Annotated in this window: 10 protein-coding genes and 5 pseudogenes; 4 read left to right on the plus strand and 11 right to left on the minus strand. The window is 62.5% G+C overall.

The window, feature by feature from the left end; genetic code table 11:
- Window positions 1-104: 104 nt before the first annotated feature.
- The 5 genes from J7367_RS10615 to J7367_RS10635 form a co-directional block, all read right to left on the minus strand.
- On the minus strand, window positions 105-356 hold the full coding sequence (locus J7367_RS10615; RefSeq protein WP_209028926.1) for a hypothetical protein: 252 nt from the start codon (window positions 354-356) through the stop codon (window positions 105-107).
- 315 nt (window positions 357-671) lie between these two features.
- Window positions 672-971, minus strand: coding sequence for a single-stranded DNA-binding protein (locus J7367_RS10620; RefSeq protein ID WP_209028927.1), 300 nt, complete (start codon window positions 969-971; stop codon window positions 672-674).
- Window positions 972-1,075: 104 nt separating this feature from the next.
- A complete protein-coding gene (locus J7367_RS10625) occupies window positions 1,076-2,149 on the minus strand; it encodes a replication initiation factor domain-containing protein (RefSeq protein ID WP_209028928.1) in 1,074 nt (357 codons plus the stop codon).
- On the minus strand, window positions 2,146-2,316 hold the full coding sequence (locus J7367_RS10630; RefSeq protein ID WP_209028929.1) for a hypothetical protein: 171 nt from the start codon (window positions 2,314-2,316) through the stop codon (window positions 2,146-2,148). The genes J7367_RS10625 and J7367_RS10630 overlap by 4 nt, the downstream gene beginning before the upstream one ends.
- Window positions 2,313-2,483: a hypothetical protein gene (locus J7367_RS10635; protein WP_209028930.1), complete on the minus strand. Its 171-nt coding sequence runs from the start codon at window positions 2,481-2,483 to the stop codon at window positions 2,313-2,315. Before J7367_RS10635 ends, J7367_RS10630 begins: the two co-directional genes overlap by 4 nt.
- 137 nt (window positions 2,484-2,620) lie before the next feature.
- Here J7367_RS10635 and J7367_RS10640 point away from each other — a divergent pair.
- Window positions 2,621-3,051, plus strand: a pseudogene (locus J7367_RS10640) (DUF3693 domain-containing protein).
- A gap of 407 nt (window positions 3,052-3,458) precedes the next feature.
- Here J7367_RS10640 and J7367_RS10645 read toward each other — a convergent pair.
- The 4 genes and pseudogenes from J7367_RS10645 to J7367_RS10660 all read right to left on the minus strand — a co-directional run bounded on the left by J7367_RS10645 (window position 3,459) and on the right by J7367_RS10660 (window position 8,149).
- Window positions 3,459-6,421, minus strand: a pseudogene (locus J7367_RS10645) (Tn3 family transposase).
- A 44-nt stretch (window positions 6,422-6,465) separates the two neighbouring features.
- Window positions 6,466-6,729, minus strand: a pseudogene (locus J7367_RS10650) (tyrosine-type recombinase/integrase); the annotation flags it as partial.
- Window positions 6,726-7,736 (minus strand): annotated as a pseudogene (locus J7367_RS10655) (PQQ-dependent sugar dehydrogenase); the annotation flags it as partial. The pseudogenes J7367_RS10655 and J7367_RS10650, both read right to left, overlap by 4 nt.
- Window positions 7,733-8,149, minus strand: coding sequence for a hypothetical protein (locus tag J7367_RS10660; protein WP_005916026.1), 417 nt, complete (start codon window positions 8,147-8,149; stop codon window positions 7,733-7,735). The pseudogene J7367_RS10655 and the gene J7367_RS10660, both read right to left, overlap by 4 nt.
- A 404-nt stretch (window positions 8,150-8,553) precedes the next feature.
- Here J7367_RS10660 and J7367_RS10665 point away from each other — a divergent pair, with 404 nt between their 5' ends.
- Entirely contained in the window at window positions 8,554-9,939 is a 1,386-nt protein-coding gene (locus tag J7367_RS10665; RefSeq protein WP_244672289.1) for a serine hydrolase domain-containing protein, read from the plus strand.
- Complete coding sequence (locus tag J7367_RS22270) at window positions 9,881-10,150, plus strand: hypothetical protein (protein WP_244672291.1); 270 nt, start codon at window positions 9,881-9,883, stop codon at window positions 10,148-10,150. Before J7367_RS10665 ends, J7367_RS22270 begins: the two co-directional genes overlap by 59 nt.
- Here the strand turns inward: J7367_RS22270 and J7367_RS22535 are convergent.
- Window positions 10,100-10,789 (minus strand): annotated as a pseudogene (locus J7367_RS22535) (histidine kinase); the annotation flags it as partial. The gene J7367_RS22270 and the pseudogene J7367_RS22535 sit on opposite strands and share 51 nt — an antisense overlap.
- 161 nt (window positions 10,790-10,950) lie before the next feature.
- Entirely contained in the window at window positions 10,951-11,226 is a 276-nt protein-coding gene (locus J7367_RS10675) for a hypothetical protein (protein ID WP_039731535.1), read from the minus strand.
- A 1,081-nt stretch (window positions 11,227-12,307) separates the two neighbouring features.
- On the opposite strand from J7367_RS10675, the gene J7367_RS10680 reads away from it, so the two are divergent.
- Window positions 12,308-15,052 carry a S8 family serine peptidase gene (locus J7367_RS10680; protein ID WP_057661286.1) on the plus strand — a complete coding sequence of 915 codons (2,745 nt, stop codon included), beginning with the start codon at window positions 12,308-12,310 and terminating at the stop codon, window positions 15,050-15,052.
- Window positions 15,053-15,058: the final 6 nt, after the last annotated feature.

The raw sequence follows: 15,058 nt of genomic DNA on the forward strand, positions 1-15,058 counted from the left end.
CCATCGGCCATGATGCGGCCGGCCATAAAATAGAAAATTAGGAGGACTGTTCCGGTCATATAAAAAAGGGCGGGTTTCCCCGCCCTGCCCTGTCGATGATTTACTTACTTGCCGCCGATCAGGCCGAAGGCCTTCATGGTCCAACGACCCACCGCAAACGCGGTGTAGATCAACACGCCCGCCGCAACCATGGCGGCCACCGCTGCCAAGATCGTTGCCGGATCGAAACCCGCTGCGGCCTGCGCGAATGCAGACGGAGCGGCCATGGCAAAAGCACCACCAACCGCGATGGCTTTCGGCTTGTTGCCGAGGGTGGACAGATATGCGCCCAGGGCGCAGATCTTCTTGCTGTTCATTCGTCTTCTCCTTTACTTGGGATGATTAGCCGTAAGGCTGCGAGTGTTACGAGGCCGACTACAATCGCTGGCCCCACGACATTGGCCTGTTCCGCCGTGGGCAGCATTTCCACCCAGCTGGATTGATCCAGCCAAGCAGTTTGAGAACACGTGCCGTCCTGTGCAGGCACTGCATCGATACAGGTGAGGACACGTGTCATGAGGCTATTTCCGAGTTGCGCCGAACCACATCGCACCGACCGTCAGAGCGCCCAGGACAAAGCCCGAGCCGAGCACGACGTAGGGATGAGTGGTGTAGATCAGGACGGCCATGGATTACGACGCAGCGCGTCCGGGAGAAGCCTGACGCGGCTTGAGCTTGGCGAACTTACCCAACGCGATGTTGCCCTTATTCACCTGCAGCATACCGGCGACATCAAGCTCATACTCGCCAGGTGCAAAGGCCTTCTGGCCGTCTTCGAGGCGTGCCTCGTAGGGATACACGAAGCCGTCGACCTCAAGGCGGCATTTCTGCTTGCGCGTGGTGTAACTGCGCTCCTTGCCCTTCTCATCTTCGAACGTGCCGCCACGCTCATCGACTTCACTATTCAACACGGTGACTTTGATTCCGCTCATGGTGTAACCCTTTTTAGGTTTGATTGATCCCGACGATCCGGGTGATTCTTTTGACCACATTTGCTGCTACCCACGTCAGTGGCCATAACGACGTGCAGCGAATTTCAATCGGCGCAATCAGGGAACAGCTCATCCAACTGGTTGGAGATCCGTATCTCTAGATCGAGCTGTTGCAGGTTCTTAAAACGACCAGGCACACCGTCATGGGTGAGATAGCGATCGAGGACCGACACGGCGTATTCGTGGCTACGGGTGTTGAGCGCATTCCAGAGCACACGCAGAGCGCTACCGGCCTGGGTGTCGATGAAATCGATCATGGCCTTAACCGAGGGGTTAACCATGCGTTCCTTGAGCTCGAGGCGTGTCAACTCACCGATGACCAGGTCAGCGAGAACGGTGTAGGCGCTGGCGAAATACTTACCGGGGTCAACCAACGCACCGAGGGGAAGATCGATGCGCTTGGCGTAAAGACGCAGTTCGCAACGTGTCCACTCGCTCTCAGGGTCACCCAGCTGCTTGCCCTTCTCGTAGATGCACAGCTCTTTATGGCCCTTCTGGCCGACATAGAAGCTGCATCCCTTATCGTTACCCTCGTCGCTGATGTGCTTAGCATGCGGAGGCCGGCCGTTCATGGTGAACGCACCATCGTGGTAGGCATCGCGGAACTGCTGCACATCGAACCACTTGCCGGTGTGGTCATCGATAGCGATATCGACGCGCGTCAGGTGTGCGCCCAGATCCTGTGCGATGCGCTCGGCATAAGGCCAGCTCGGGACGTGGCTGCAGCCCTGCCCTGTCAGGCTGATACAGACCTCGCCCGTATCTGCGACACCTATGCGGCCGCACACACTGGAAGTCTCATCGATCAGCATGGCGCTGCGCTGGTAGTTGAAGTTCCACAGCCGCTCCTGCAGGGGGCCGGCGACGATGCTGCCCGAGGTGCCGAAGACGTAGGCAACCATCTGCTGGGCGTTCATGCGCTTAAAGAAATTGACCGCCTTGTCGGTGTCGAAGACCAGGGTGCAAAAGTCGATGATCGGCTTCGATAGCCCTTCGAGGGTCTGACACTTTTGGCCCGTGTTACTACTCGGGCCACCCGGCTGCGCCGGGCTTGCACCGGTCTGATTGCAGGCTGCGACCGGTGAAAAGGGTAGGCAAAGGGCGAGCAGCGGGGTCACAGGCCTTCACTCACGAAGTAGGCAAGCACGCCGCAAGGAGTCACGAACAGAAAGAGGGCGCAGATCCAGGACCAGGGAGCGGCCAGGAAGTAGAAGCCCATGATGAAAAGGGATACGAATGCAGCAAATGCCCATGAAGCCAGCACCATTAAGGCGAGGTCCTTCATGCGCGGAACTCCCGCTTGGCGTTGGCGACCAGGGCGGCGGCGCGGTAAGCGGAGTCGAGGCGGCTGAATCGAGCTTGCCGGCGATAGGCGATCGACACGAACACGGCGCGCAGGTATGCGCACGCGATCAGGACCAGCCAGATGGCCAAGATAATGTGATGCGTCACGGAATGTCCCCTGTTGCAGATCCCCTACCCTGACCCTCGGCCCCCGGGGGGTACCGGGGGGGAGGGGTGTCTAGGGATTCCTATCCACAGGCGCATGTATAGTGACCACTGAACAGAACGTCAAGAGATTTCTAAACATGCCAAGCGTGAACGAGCTGCTTGACAAAGCGCGAGAGAAGGCAAACCTCCAGTCAGACAATGCTTTGGCTCAGCGTATTGGGGTCACGCGAGCTGTGATAAGCAGCTGGAGAAAAGACCGCTACCCGATGCCAGATGAACGAATTGCGCAGGTCTGCGCATTGGCAAAACTGGACGGCGGCGAATGGATGGCGCGGATCCACGGAGAGCGCGCTGCGTCGCCAGCTGAGCGGGCTCTATGGCGATCAGTGCTGGACAGGCTAAGCGCGGCCGCCGCGGTGGTCGCGCTGCTGGTCCTGGCGGTGCAAACGGGAGCACATGAGGCGCTGCTGGTAGCCCTCTCCCCTGTGGCCATAACGCCAACCTTCTATACATTATGCGAAGTGGACTGTTGACGCTCCTGTGCGCCCTGGCCGCCTACCAATGCTGATCCCTCCACAGCAGCGGACCGGACGATGACGCTAGTCACCTAGGAAAACTACGGCATCGAGCCGTGCGACATGCGCTACTGGGGCGCTGGGCACCGCTTTCTTTGATGGTCCACCGACGCAATCCGAGTACCCATTCAACGCAGTCAAAGATGACTGGCTGGTTTTCCCAGTTGCGCACTCCAGGTGGCAAATGGTTCAAGGTGGCCGGCGTTTGGCGTCCTTGCTTGACGCTGCCTGTCACGGGTTTTGGGCTATGAGGTATTCCACTGGCCAGCTCGGTCCGCACCCGCGCCCATCTTGCTAGCCGGTGGTTATGGGGTTCAGCCGACATACGTGTAAAATAGCTCGCAAAATTGGATTTCACTCATTGCATCAGTGAGTTAGCGGATATTTTGGCGCACCAAAACTACCCTGCCAATGCCAGTTCAGTCTCATACGGTTCCGGAACCGCCTCCACATCAATCAGGTAATCCCCGAAGCGCTTCACATGGCTGGTCACGTACGGGCTGAGGCACGCCACGTCCTCCCGCGTGATCTTCCACCCCTGCCGCATCAGAGACGTCATGATTCGGGTCTGTTCGACCACGTTGTAGAAGATGACGGCATTGGAGACCAGGTCGTTGTATTTGACGGCCTTCTCCTGCTCAACGGGGTCATTGTCGGCAATCACCCCTTCCCCGCCGAAGAAGAAGTACTTCGCGAAGCCGTTGTAAGCCTCCACCTTGTTGGTCGAGGCGGTGATCTGCTCGCGCAACTCGCGGTTGGAGATGTACTGCAGCAGGAACAAGGTGCGCACGGTGGAACCGAGCGCCTTGAAGGCCTGGTACAGCCGGTTCTTGCGGCTGTAGTTGCCCAGCTTGCGCATCAACGTCGAGGCCGCGATCTTGCCGGTCTTGATCGAGAGCACGACTTGCATCAGGTCTTTCCAGTGGGTCTCGATCAGATCCCAGTCGACAGTGTCCCGGAACAGCGCGTCGATGTGTTCGTAACGAATGTCCTCATCGGGGCGGAAGAACTTGTATTCGCGCCAGTTGCGGATGCGCGGCATCAGCTGGATGCCCAGCAGATGTGAAAGGCCGAACACCGGCAGCGACTGCCCCTGCGTGTCGGCGTGGACGGTGTCAGGCTGGATGTCGGAGGTGTTCTTCAGCAGGCCATCGATGATGTAGACCGCCTCCCACACACCGCACGGAATGAAGTGGCTGAACAGCGCGACATACGTATCGGACACGTGGTGGTAGGCGATGCCGCCGTAGCCGCCATAGCGGATGTGGTACGAGGCGAGCAGATTCTGGTCGTAAAGATCGTATTTGGTGCCATCGGCGGCCGCGCTCTTGCCGTCGCCCCAGCATTTGGGCAGCTGCAGGCCGGCGTAGCTGTTGAAGATGTCCCGACAAGCTGCCGCCAGTTTTTGTTGGCATCCACATGCCGGCGGTTGACAAACGACAGCATGTGCGCCGAGACAGCGCCACGCAGGTGTCGGGCAGCCTGGGCCGGTCCGAGGTTGCACCCATAGGTGAAGGCGGTGAGGACGTAGCGCTCGGTCGGTTGCTCGATCTTGGCGTCCGAGCCGGACAGAGGACCGAAGTGCCGGGTCCAGCGCGTCCAATGAGCCACATCGCACAGGATCTCGATGACGCTGCGTTCGGGCATGCGATCTAGGATGGCGGTTTCCAGGGCGCGGGCCCCACTGCTCATCTCCTTGGCCTTGCTGCGCTTGAGCACCGGGATGCCATCCTCGCCGATGACCACTTGGCCATTCTCCAGATAGCCTTGATCGGTCAGCTCAGCGACCTGCATCAGGCGCGATTGCAACGCGTTGACGAAGCCCACGGCCGTGGCCGGCAGCCCCAGCTGCTTGCAGTAATCCTCCAACATAGGTTCGCACTGGTCCCACGGAAGCAACTGCTCGCGGTAGTCGGCGTAGGTTTCCGATCCGCGCACAGCCACGTCGCCCGATTTCAGTTCGTTGGCCAGCGATGAGAACACACAAACCTCGAACAGGCGCCGGTGGATGCGCTCTTCGTTCTGTTCGGTGCGATGGACGATGGTCTTGCGCCAGAGTTGGGTGGTGAATGCCAGATCGACTGGTTCATCCAACCAATCGCTGCGGGTTCGTTCCTGCGTCAGGATCAGCTCGATCGCATCGATCACGGAGCGGTCCTCCGTGGTCGAGGCCAAGTCCAACCTACGCACCATCCGCAGGATGGTGGAGCGGTGACTTTTGTAGAACAGCCACAGCAACGGCAAGTGATTGTCGCCACTATGCGCCGCAATGGCGTTGCAGTCGGCCTGCAACGTCTGCACGCCACCATGGGCGTTGACTAGGCGGCGGATTTCACGCCCCGCCTCGGTGTTGCCGCGATGATGGTCGAGGACGCGGACCACATCCGACATCGTCGCCACGATCGCTTCGGTCTTCTCGCGATAGCGCGCCCTCAGCCGCTCCAGTTCCTCTCGGCCCCGGTTGTGGATGTTCCCCATGCGTTTGATGAACATCTCCGCGAGATCGTCGCGCGTCTGGACCCGGGCCCGGTGGATCAAGCACACCAGTACGGCGTAGCGCTTAGCGGGCCGAAACTTGCGCAGCTCGGAAGCATCCAATGCCCGCGCCTCGGCGGCGAAGTGCTTGCGCTTGACCTCCGGGATGCCCGCCAGGTGCAACTCGCTGCCGACCAATTCGTCCAGTTCGGCGATATGGTCGATCAACTCCTGGAAATGCTGCAGCGAAGAGCGCTTGGGCAGGCGCTTGATCGCGTGCAGCGGGCTCTTCTGGCGCCCCTGTTCGACCTGCATGAGGCCTTCCAGGCGCTGTTTTTCGTCGATGGTCAGTCGGGCCTCGATCTGGGCGAAATAGCGCCCGTTGACCAGCGTGCGGATGCGCCGGGTCAGGCGATCCAGTGTGGAGAACGCCGGCAGCTCGACGCGATCACGCACGAGCTGTTCGATGGCTACATTGATCAGGTCCGCCGGGTTTTCCATCACCGCAGCGGCTTCGTATACCGCGCGTGCAGCAATCTTCAGCCCGCCATCGCTGTAGGCCCGGACCTGCAGGAATTGCCGGATTCGGCGGTAGTAGCGATAGCGCGAGGCGTTGGCAAGATTCGCTGGCTTGACCTGCACGCGCAGTTTCAGCGCGCTGCGGATATGGCGCACCACCGCCGGCGGGACTTCGTCCAGCATGGGGAAGTACCCCAGCCGTTGGAAGGTCTTGAGCAGGATCGTCAGCGTCAGGCGGTGCGCAGGCTGACGGGTGTACTCGGCAACGAAGGCCACCTCAGCGTCGGTTGGCGTGTAGGCCGCAACCAGTTCGCGGACGACCGGGTTGCGCTTGAATTGCGGGTATGCGGTCCGTTCGATCGACGCCATCCAGCCCCTCAGGTCGTTGCATGCCTGGGCAGCGCGGACGCTTCCGGCAGACTGGCGTCGATGCGCTGGCGGGCGAACGGATCGGCCCCGTCGATGTAGCGTATCGCCGACTGCACGTCTCGCCAGCCGACGTACTCCATCAGCGCCTTGACGTCCCAGCCGTTGGCGTTGGCCCAGCCGGCGAAGCCGCGGCGCAGCGAGTGGCCGCTGTAGGCGTTGGGAGAGCTCAGCCCGGCCTCGCGGAAGATCCGCCGTAGCAGACGCACCAGGCTGTTGGGGTGGAGCGGCGCGGCGGCAATGCCGCCCCAAGTGCGGCGACATGCGAGCCCAGGGCATAGTCAGGCACGATCGCCGAAGCCACCTTCTGCGGATCTTGCGGCATGACGCGCGTGTCCACGTTCTTGCCCCAATAGCTGTAGGGCCAACCGTAGAAACCGCCTTCGCGTACGGACGTGAGGTAGTCCGGCACCAGATTGGGGCCGATTTCATCGCGCTCGTTGACCACTGCCCACAACGCACCGCTACCGGGCTGGATGGCCAGCGCCGTGGGATTGCGGATACCGGTCGCGTACGGCTTGTGTGCGCCAGTCGCGGCATCTACCTGCCAGATCTGCGCGCGGTCGAGCTCGACCGCCATGCCCCGTTCGGTGATGTTGCTGTTGGAGCCGATGGCCACATACAGATGGCGGCCGTCGGCGCTGGCAGTGAGCGCCTTGGTCCAATGGTGATTGATGGCCGACGGCAGGTCGGTCACTTTGGTGGGCGCCCCGCTCGCCTGGGTCTGGCCCTCGCGATAGTCGAAGCGTACCAACGCATCCTGGTTCGCCACGTACAGCGCGTTGCCAATCAACGCCAGCCCGTAAGGCGCGTTGAGCTTGTCGGCGAACACCGTTTTCAATTCGTAGGTGCCATCGCCATCTGCATCGCGCAGCAGGGTCAAGCGGTTGCCGCTCTTTGCTTTGGAGGTACCCTTGGCCTTGATCGCACCGGCAATGACATCCTTTGGCTTGAGGTTCGGCGCGCCGCCGCCACGGCCTTCTGCCACCAGGATGTCGCCGTTGGGCAACACCAGCGTCTGGCGCGGAATACCCAGATCCCTGGCGATCGCGGCGATGCGATAGCCTGCCGGCACCGTGGGCTTGCGCTCATTCCAGGCGGTTGGCTCGGCAATCTTCATCTCGGGCAGCAGACCGCGGTCCGGCTCCGGCAGTTCCGGCGTTGCGCCGCGCTGACTGACTTCGGGCGCTTTGCCGCATGCGGCCAGCGCTGCGGCAAGAATGGAGACCGTGATGATGCTGGTGGTCTGACGCTTCATCGTGCACCTCCTACGCGCAGACCGGACAATCCTGCCCAGGTCGCAACCAACGCGAACAACGTTGCAATCGCCGACAGCGCCAGGGCTGCCGGCATGACGGCCCATGCGTCGCGGGCATGATGCAAGGCGTCGAAAAAGCCCACGATCCACGCAGCAATGAGCGCAATGATGTAGATCAGGTTACGGCTTCCGCGCACAAGCGCGACGATGGCGCACACCAGCGCGATCGTGGTCAACACCATCGCGCCGACCAGCAGCCAGGATGCGAAGTTGCTCCACTGGATCTGATAGCTGCTCCAGTAGGCGTAATCGCTCAGCAACGCGCCGAGAAACAGCGGCCACACACCGCCGAGCACGGCTGCGTGGAACGGGTGGACGGCCCATGGACGGGCCGGAACGGTCGTTGAATTCATAGCGGACTCATTGGGGCAATGGCGAAACGTGCCCCGATGCTGACAGCTTGCATGTGATGAGCAGCGTGATATTTGCGCGATTCGCGCCTTGCAGATGACGTTGGCTGGCGCCGGCTTGTGCCTTTCGAACGAACGCAGGGGCTGCATCTATTGTCGCGCTCGATCCCTGGGCAGCATGCTGGCCGGCAGCAGGCTGCCTGTGGAAGTGCACCGCAAGCCTCTGCAGCGCCCACACCCTGACAACACGCGATGCCCGGCCATGTGCAGCGCAGACCTTCGCTCACGGCTCCCGCTCATCCGCTCCGCCGACCGTTCGCTGCCTGTCCCGACCGCACGTCATGCATCGCTGGGCGCTGCGCGGTTCCGCTCCCAAGCTGCGCTCCATTCACTGAGGGAGCAGGTTTATGAAGACAATTGCGGTGATGCTGCTGGCCACCGCGCTGAGCATGGCCGGCACGGCCCGCGCGACGGAGACCACACCGCCGGTATCAGCCATGGCCGAATTGGCGCGCGAGGCCGCGGCGTTTTTCAAGGACAGCCAGCCCGGCGGCGTGGTGCTGGTGACGCGCGGTGATCAGGTGCTGCTGCGCCAGGCCTACGGCATGGCAGACATCGAAAATGGCATAGCCATGCAACCGGACGCGGCATTGCGGCTGGCCTCGGTCAGCAAGCAGTTCACCGCCATGGCGGTCCTGCAACTGGTGCAGGCGGGCAAGCTGCAACTGGATACCTGCCTGGAGTCAGTGGACCCGGCGCTGAGCGGCCCGCTCGCCAAGGTCACCGTGCAGCAACTGCTCACCCATACCTCCGGCATCAAGAATGTCAGCAGCATCGCTGCCTTGCGCGCCGCGCGCGCCGCGCGGCGGGAGGACACCGATGCGCGAAGCCTGATGAACTACTTCAAGGACCTGCCGCTGGAGTTTGCTGCGGGCACGCGCTTTCGCTACAGCAACTCCAACTATATCGTGCTGACCTATCTGATCGAACGCATCACCGCTCAGCCCTACCCGGTCTACATGCAGCAGTCGGTGTTCCAGCCGCTGGGCATGCTGCATACCCGCTACGATGACCATCTCACCGTAATCGCCAAACGCGCGCATGGCTATCGCCGCACCCAGGGCCAATTGCAGAACGCGGACTTCATCAGCATGTCGCAGCCGCAAGGCGCGGGCGGTCTGATCAGCACGGTGGACGATCTGGCGATCTGGCACCGCGCATTGCGCGACGGCTTGCCGGTGTCGGCATCGCTACTGGCGCAGGCAATGCGCAAGACGACGTTGGCCGATGGCGGCGCCTCGCCCTACGGCTTCGGCTGGATCATCGGCCAGGTAAACGGCCTGGCCGACGTAGAGCATGGCGGCTTCATCAACGGCTTCAACAGTTATGTAGTGCGCGTGAGACAGCCGGACGTCTTCGTGACCGTGTTGACCAATGCCGAGTTCCTGGACCCGACCAACCTGAGCGTGCGGCTGGCCGCCATCGCCGCCGGGCATGCCTATGCGGCGACGGTTGCACTGCGCAGCCAGGACCGCGCATGGCTGGGCCGTTACCGCTTTGCTGCAGACGATGTACGCGTGCTTGCAGAAGTGGACGGCGTACTGCAACTGCAACGCGAGGGAGAAGACCCGGTTGCCGTGCTGCCGCATGCCGACGGCCGTTACTACGCAGATTCGCCAGGCCCGTGCCGCCGCTGCCGCCGGTTTGCAATCGCCCGCTGTTACGCACATGGAGATGCAGCGCATCATCTTGCACGGCAATGCCTACCTGCAGATCGCCAACGCTGCTGCTGAGCCCCAGACCGTGCTTGATCGCGTTTTCCACCAGCAGCTGCACGCAGAATCGTGGTACCCGTCGCATCAATGTGGCTGCATCCACTTGCTCGGCATAGCGCAGGCGCTTGCCGAGTTGCATGCCGACCAAGCCCAGATAGTCGCGCACGACCGCCATTTCTTCCTCCACGCTCACCAGGGCTTCTTCGCCGCCGGTGAACTGGTAGCGTAGCGTGGCGGCAAAGCGGGTGATCTGTTCGCGTGCCAGCTCTGGATCGATGAGGATGAGCGCTCGAATATTGTTGAGCGTGTTGAAGGTGAAATGCGGGCTGATATGGCCGAGCAGACGTTGCAACTGCGCCTCCTTGAGCGCCAGCCGCAGATCGTTCTGGTGGCGAGTCGCTTCGGCTAGCCGCGTCTGTCTGCTGATCGACAGGTACAGCAGGCTCCAGGCGATGTAGGCCGGCCATAGCAGGGCCGTGCCCGAGATCATCGGCTGCGCCTCGGACAGCGCCATCAACCCCGGCGAGAGTCCGCGCAAGCCCAGCAGCACGCTGTGGACCGCCACATCTACGCCCAGCGCCGCCATCAGGCTGGCAACCAGCAACAGGCCCAGCCAACGCACTTCGCCATAGCCATCGGCTTGCAGCGTTCGATAGAGCCGGCGCAGCAGCAGGCTGCCCAACAACCCGCCCACGCTAAAGCCAGCCACTGCGGCCAACTGCAGCCCATCGGGCACCGCTTCCTCGCTGGGCCGAGCCACGTAGGCAATCGCCAGGAACAGCGACCAGCCCAACGTCTGCATCAGCCAGAACATGCGCCCTACTCCGCGCATGCCGGGTCTTTGCTTGTCTCTGTCACGCCGCCTCATCTCCGTCCGGCATGCCAGCGACGCGTTGCCACTGATGCCGAGGCCGAGAATAGGGCCGGGTGAAGGCGATTGCACGAGGTGGATGACCGCCGATGCGTTTCTCACCGCAGCGCTGGTCGAACCGGTCGCCAACGCAGTCGCCGTCTGCTGGCGTCTGCGCGCTAACCCTGTGCGTTGCCGGGCGGGGTCGAGCGCGGGCGCGTTTGCTTCTTCAGCAATTGGCCGATGTATTGCTCGGCCAGTTTGCTGCCGATGTCCACGGCGGCCTGCAGCGAACCGAAGGTGGGAGATCCCGTCAACGGCACCGACTGCCCGCCTACCTCCAAGGTGTCCAGGACCACGCGCTGGTGCTCGAGCTGACGGGCCACTACGGCATAGGCAATGCCATGCAGCGTGCCTTCCATCGTCAGCAGATCCTCGGGCGATGTGGTGCTCATCCGCATCGAGCATAACGACGATCGGCCCGGGTGGCAGCAGCACACTTTGAACCGTTTACACGATCGCAACCCACGCTGCAGCGAGCGTCGCCAAACCTGGCGCCGGCACAGGTAGCGCAGCGGCGATCGGCCTTGCGTGATGTAGAACCGCGATGGGGCGCGGCAACACTCGGACGCGCCGGACGCAGCCGCGCAGCGGCAGGCGATGCGCTCCCAGCCCATGACGGTAAGCGTCATCGCGGGTGTTTGATCCAGTCTGCGGTCGGGGAATGGACCTGCGCGTGTCGGAATTTAAATCCACCACGCAGGAAAAAAACACGTGCCATTCAGCTGCATCTCCGGTTGAAGGATCAACGACCTGAAGCTGCTCGGTTTATTTCAAATTCCTGCCCGATCTTTAAGCAAATGGCGAACTGGTGAATTTGACCCGCCTGACGTGCCGGATTACGCACAATGGGCGTTTGCACCAGACCTCGCTTGGTATATTTCCGGAAATATATTCAATGAAACGAAAAGAGGAAATGAGCAAATTAGTATAATTCTGCGACCGGCAACCCTGTCACGAAGGCGCAGCGCTAGAGCCCGTTAGATCCGCTAACTTGCGCTTGAATTCGCTATCCGTATAGTGATTTCACTGACAACCCCAATGCCATTCCCTGATTCACGAAGACCGCAGTCGCATTTAGGATAGCTGCCCTCCGAGATTTGTGATGCTTTATTGTTGAGTACGCTCCTACAACAATTTGCGACCTGACCTGATAATGCGCTCCTAATTCGTTTGGGCTATGGATTAAATCAGTAAAGCCTATTTGTGCGGATTTTCTCTGAATAGCAACTGTCCATTCACATTTCAGAGAACGTGGACAGCGCCGTTAAACAAATCGCAAGCACTCGGTTATGCCGAACGCACTATCCGATGCTCCGCGAGCGCATTCCGTACGAACGAAAGGCGCGGCGGTCGAGAAATGAATAACGCGTGAAATTAATGCCTTCGCTGGCGATCGCCGGCGCGGGGACCTTCTGCGCCAAATTTGAATCACCAGCAGTAGCGGCGCACTCAATAACTGGAATCGACAACCTAATGAATCGCTCGCTACTTGCAACCACCATCGCCTCCTGCCTCGTCCTGACCGCCTGCGGCGGCGGCGGCGGTGGCGGCAACGTCCGTAGCGACGCGCCGCAGACCACCGTGATCGCACCGACACCGACGACACCGACGACACCGCCGCCGGCAGCGGATCCGCTGCCCAAGACCGCGCCCGCCCCGACGCCGGCCCCGCCCCGCTATCAGGGCGTGGGCAGCAATCTGCTGGTGCCGACCAATGCGGATCTGGCGCAGCAGGCCGGTGCGCGGGGCCAGGGCGTGAAGCTGGCGGTGCTGGACGACAACCTGGTGCCGAGCTACGCGCCGATCAGCGGCAAGGTCGACAGCTTCAACGATTACACCGCCAGCCCGGGCACGCCCGAATCGTCGGCCAATGCCCTGCGTGGTCATGGCACGGTGGTGTCTGCGCTCGTGCTGGGCTCCGCGCAGGACGGCTTTGCCGGTGGCGTCGCGCCGGATGCGGACCTGTTCTACGCGCGCATCTGCGCCGAAAATTCCTGCGGCACCCAGCAGACCCGTCGCGCGGCGGTGGACCTGGCCGCGGCCGGCGTGCGGATCGCCAACCTGTCCATTGGTGCCTCCTACCCCGATGCCGCCGCCAGTGCCAACGCTGCGCTGGCCTGGAAGTACGCACTGACCCCGTTGGTGCAGGCCGATGCGCTGATCGTAGCCTCCACTGGCAACGAAGGGGCGACAGAAGCCTCCTACCCGGCCGCAACGCCGGTGCAGGAAGCCAGCGTGCGCAACAACTGGCTGGCCGTGGGTGCGATCAATATCGATAGCGCCGGCAATGCCGCCGGCCTGACCAGCTACTCCAATCATTGCGGCGCCGCTGCGCAGTGGTGCCTGGTCGCACCGGGCAGCTACACCGCCCCGGCCCTGGCCGGCACCGAACTGCAGGGCCAGATTGCCGGCACCTCGTTCTCCACCGCCGCAGTCAGCGGCGTCGCCGCGCAGGTGCTGAGCGTGTATCCGTGGATGAGCGCCTCCAACCTGCAGCAAACCCTGCTGACCACCGCCACCGACCTGGGCGACCCGGGCGTGGACGCGCTGTACGGCTGGGGGCTGGTCAATGCGGCCAAGGCGATCAAGGGCCCGGGCCAGTTCGCAAGCAACTGGGCGGCCAACGTGACCTCCGGTTACGACAGCACCTTCAGCAACGACATCTCCGGCGCGGGCGGCCTGACCAAGAACGGCGCCGGCAGGCTCGCCCTGAGCGGCACCAACACCTATACCGGCGGCACCAGCGTCAGCGATGGTGTGCTGGCACTGTCGGGCAGCCTGCGTTCGGACGTGACAGTGCTCAACTCGGCCACCTTCGAATCGCGCGGCGGTGTCATCAACGGCAACTACAGCCTGGTCAACTCGACCGGCACCACGGCCATCGAACTGGGCAAGGGCCTCGCCGTCACCGGCCAGGCCAGCTTGAAGGGCAATCTGCTGTTGCTGCCGGAGGCGGCCGGCTACACCGTCGGCAGCACCGAAAAGATCGTCAAGGCGGGCGTCCTGCAAGGCACGTTCGATCGCGTGCAGTACGCCAACAATTTCTTCTGGACCGCGGCACTGTCTTACGACCCGACCACCGTCACCGCGACCCTGACCCGCAATGCCTCCGCGGCCAGCGCACAGGCGGCCGGTGCGCCGCAGTCGGTGGTCAATGGTGCGAACCAGGCCGACGCGCTGGTCAAGGTGCTGGATACGCGGGTCGCCTCGGGCGACACCGACAACCTGGGCGGCCTGATCAGCGCCACCGGTTCGCTGATTGCAGCATCCGATGCGCAGGTTGCCGCATCGCTGCCGACCCTGACCGGCCAGGTGCACGGCATCGAGCGTACGCTGGGCTTCCAGTCCGCGCTCAACGACGCACGTGTGGCTGCCGACCGTCTGCCCTACCTGGCCGATACCACCACGCTGACCACCTGGATGCAGGGCAGCTACCTGGACTGCGATCTGGGCCGTAGCGGTTTCGATTCGGCCGATTACACCCAGCAGGCCACCACCTTCGGCGTGGATCTGCCGATGGGCAACGCCGGCACCGTCGTCGGTGCGGCCGTGACCTCCGGTCAGGACCGTGCGCACATCGCGGCGTCTTCGAGCCGACTGCGCTCGGACCGGTATGCGATGACCGCCTACCTGTATCAGCCGATCGGCCGGGCGTATCTGTCGGCGACCGGTTCGTACGGCATGAGCAACGTCGAAACCGAGCGCAACGTGCAGGCCGGCAGCATCGGCGAGCGCTTGCAGGACCGTCGCCACGACACCAACTGGTCGGCACGCGCGGAAATCGGCCTGATGCCGCAGGCCGGGTTGTCGCCGTTCGTGGCCGCCGGTGTGGTGAACCAGACCCAGGATGCCTTCAGCGAAGCCTCGGTCACGGGTCTGGGCCTGAGCGCGAACAGCGACACCCTGCGCGCAGGCTATGGCGAGGTGGGTGTGCGTGGCCATCTGGCACGCGGCAAATGGGGCTTCGATGGTCTGGTGGCGTATCGCTCGCTGCTGGGCAACCCGAATTCCGGCTTCTCGGCGTGGTTCACCGGCTTGCCGGAAGCGCGTTTCAATGTCGCTGGCGAGCCGGTGTCCAAGCAGTCGCTGCGCGCCTCGGCCGGCCTGCGTTACCAGCTCAACGATGCGTTCTCCATCTACGGCAACGTCGGTGCCGAGCGCGGTCGTTCGGACACCAAGAGCATCAATGCCAACGTCGGTCTGCGCTGGCAGTTCTGAGCGCAG

The organism is Xanthomonas sp. D-36-1 (assembly GCF_017746155.1).
GTDB classification, from domain to species: domain Bacteria; phylum Pseudomonadota; class Gammaproteobacteria; order Xanthomonadales; family Xanthomonadaceae; genus Xanthomonas; species Xanthomonas cissicola.

Coding starts and splice junctions, on each gene's coding strand:
- J7367_RS10615 (WP_209028926.1), bottom strand. CDS start 356: ATGAACAGCAAGAAGATCTGCGCCCTGGGCGCATATCTGTCCACCCTC.
- J7367_RS10620 (WP_209028927.1), bottom strand. CDS start 971: ATGAGCGGAATCAAAGTCACCGTGTTGAATAGTGAAGTCGATGAGCGT.
- J7367_RS10630 (WP_209028929.1), bottom strand. CDS start 2,316: ATGAAGGACCTCGCCTTAATGGTGCTGGCTTCATGGGCATTTGCTGCA.
- J7367_RS10660 (WP_005916026.1), bottom strand. CDS start 8,149: ATGAATTCAACGACCGTTCCGGCCCGTCCATGGGCCGTCCACCCGTTC.
- J7367_RS10665 (WP_244672289.1), top strand. CDS start 8,554: ATGAAGACAATTGCGGTGATGCTGCTGGCCACCGCGCTGAGCATGGCC.
- J7367_RS22270 (WP_244672291.1), top strand. CDS start 9,881: ATGCAGCGCATCATCTTGCACGGCAATGCCTACCTGCAGATCGCCAAC.
- J7367_RS10675 (WP_039731535.1), bottom strand. CDS start 11,226: ATGAGCACCACATCGCCCGAGGATCTGCTGACGATGGAAGGCACGCTG.
- J7367_RS10680 (WP_057661286.1), top strand. CDS start 12,308: ATGAATCGCTCGCTACTTGCAACCACCATCGCCTCCTGCCTCGTCCTG.